At 64.3% G+C, this 2,917-nt stretch carries 1 protein-coding gene; it reads right to left on the bottom strand.

Annotated elements, in window-relative coordinates; genetic code table 11:
- Positions 1–2,471 precede the first annotated feature (2,471 nt).
- Positions 2,472–2,917, bottom strand: a 446-nt coding sequence (locus ABWI07_RS43650; RefSeq protein WP_353822153.1) for a HEAT repeat domain-containing protein, incomplete at its 5' end; no start/stop codon positions are given.

Genomic DNA, 2,917 nt, shown 5'->3' with positions numbered 1-2,917 from the left:
CGACCCCAAGATCGACAACCAGGAACTCACCGCTTAACCTGCAGAAACAGGATCACGCGGAGGCCAACTCATACACCACTCCGCTGGACGTGACCGCACCTACGACCTCGACAGCCGCTACATCACCGACCTGGAGGACTCCTACTGTGCCCTCGGCAAGGCCATCAACTGCCCTGGCGGTTACTTCGGCTGGAACCCCCAGGCGCTTTAAGAGTGCCTGCGCGGCCCATGGGGCGCCGCCCCTCCGTTCCATCTGTGCTGGCATCGGTCCGACGTGGCACGCCGCCACCTCATCCCGGGCGATGACCGCCCACCCTACGACATCCACCTCTGGGGCCCCACCATCACGCTTCAGGACCTCCTCGATGTCCTCAGCGTGGCCGAGGGACTGTCCTAAAGATCGTGTGGGTGGGGTGGTGACCCTGAAGGCTGGGGCCGTTGCCCCCGCCCGGGAGAGAATCTGCGAGCGACGACGAGCGGTCGGGCTGGCTGGATGTCCGGGCCTCCGTCGAGCTGATCCAGCGGGTCCGGGCAGGGGTCGACGGTGGGCCGACGGGCTTGCCCAGTGCCACCAAGGCGGTGCTGCAGACCGCGCGCCCGAAGCGGAGATTTCCGAGCATCTGCGCCACGAACGGGCGAACGCCCGGCCCGCTGGCCGGTAGCCACCGCAACCGCCAACTCGTCCGCAGCCGTGTCCACCAAACAGAATCGCAGTGCCGCGGGACTGGGCGAAACCTTTACGTTGTAGATCATTAAATTGTTCACCTCCGCTCTGTACTGCTCTCCGCGAGAATGGGCGGGAGCGTAGGCAAGGGCCACTGGTATCCAGCGCTGCTTCTCGTCGTTCAAGCCGGAGCGGGGGGCGGTGAGGACAGCGTTGGACCGATGGCCGGCCGGTTCCGCCAGCGGATATCGCCGCCGTCGCAGGTGACGACGGTGCCGCCCGGATGCACGGTGGCGGTGACGGCCTCGCGGGTCTTCGCGAGGCAGCGGACGCTCGTTCGAGCACGGCGACCGGCGGGTCTGCACCCAGCAGGACGTCCCGGCATGCGCGGATGACCGCAAAGCCGGAGCCGGTGAAGGCCGCGCCGTACCAGCGGGCCTTCCCCGGGACGGGTCAGACGGTTCGACGTTGCAGCAGCGACACCTTCAGACGATCCAGCTGACCTGCTACCTGCACCCTGCCAAAGCAGGACGCAGGCTCCCCGCACACTGGCCTGTCGGGCATGCCGCAAGGCAGACTCCAGCTCCACCCCGGCTCGTGGTTCCTGAGCAGACATGCGGCGAGCACTCAGCTCGACTTCGACCGCGCAGAGTGACTGGTAGTGCGGTCTTCTTGTGGCCTCGTTCGCGGTGGGAGAGGGATGATCTCCCAAATTGCTCCCACCGGGGCACCAGTGGCCAACCCCGGAGTCCAAGAAGCCGCCCTGCGGGAGCGAGGTTGCGCGCTGCTGGACCGAAACCCGTGACCTCTTCGGGGCTGCGACAACGCCAAAGAGGCCTGCTCATCGTTCGAGCAAGCCTCTGACCTGGCAAAACGTGGGCGATACTGGGTTCGAACCAGTGGCCTCTTCGGTGTGAACACGATCAATCAAGCCCAGGGGAAGCTGCCTCTTAACAAAGTCGCAGGTCAGGCAGCGTCTTTTGCTTCACCACAGCGCACTTCAAGGAAGATCAAGTCCGTTGCGATCTCCCACAGTTAACGCCCCCGCTGCCACGACCGCACTAACCCACGGTAGCCGGAGGTGCCAGGCCTCTGCCCGGACTCTTTGATAAGCCGCTCCGGTCTTGCCTTGGGCATGTCACTCCCTGGCGCGTCCGAGTTGGCCCCGCCAGCGGCAACGAACGGGGAGTCGGTGATGCACCGCGACCGCCTGTGCGAAGTGATGCCGGTCAAGGTAAACCGGACTGCTCGCTGGAAAGGCAGCGGTGTGCGGTACACCCGACGAACAACGTTTTCCCAACAACGCCGTCGAAGCCGCTTTCGAGCCGGTGACAGGCATCGCCTCAGCATGATGGGCTCGCTATAATTAAGTCCAGCATCATCTTCCCCCTGCCCCGGACCCTCCGGTCAGAAGATATTGCAGGCGCCCACTCGCAGGGCGTGTCGAGGTTGCGGCTAGCCATTAATCTGACAGATTATGTGTCGAGTTGCTCTGATTTTAGGCGAGCGCACACCATTCCAGATTTCAATCCCAAGGAATTTCCCAAATCAGTCAGAATGCACATTCTGCCTGATATCGAAGGCACCGGTTTATATACGTGGCGGTGTCGGTCGCCAACGATCATGGCAACTCGCCCCTGCGGATTGCCATGATCGTTGGCAAGCGGGAGTTATCGCGGGGGGACCTTGCCTGTGTCTTCGTCGAGGCGTCTGGCGCCGAGATGGCTGGCGGCCTGTAGCCCACGAGTCCCGGCTCCGTGCTCAACTGAACCCGCACGATTATTGAGCCACCGTTTAGCGAGATCACTTATCCGAGATACGTGACAATCGTCTCTGCGATCGCCCGTACATCGCGCGCTTCGTCATGGATTGCACGGTCGTGTAGAAGGTCCAGCGCATCCGGATCGCTCGGCCAACTCATCCCCACTGTCTGCACTGCGACCTGCCGCACGATGTCGTGCGGATCGTGGGTGGCGCGGTCGCGTAGAAAGCTCAGAGCCTCCGGATCCCCCGCCCAACCCGCGCCTATCGCCTGCACTGCGGCCCGCCGCACGGTGGCGTTCTCATCCTCGGTGGCGCGGTCGCACAGCCACACGAAGGTCCCGGAGTAACTGGTCCAGCCCGAAGCTACCGCCCATATCGCCGTCTCCCACACGTCGGTGTCCTGGTCGTGGGTGGCGCGGTCGCGCAGGAAGCTCAGAGCCCCCGGGGCTCCCGGCCAGCCCGCACCTATCGCCTGCACTGCAGCCCGCC

It is taken from the genome of Actinomadura sp. NPDC000600, from assembly GCF_040492135.1.
GTDB lineage: Bacteria > Actinomycetota > Actinomycetes > Streptosporangiales > Streptosporangiaceae > Spirillospora.
The sequence above is the reverse complement of the archived record's forward strand: the minus strand, read 5'-3'. Positions and strand labels throughout refer to the sequence as shown.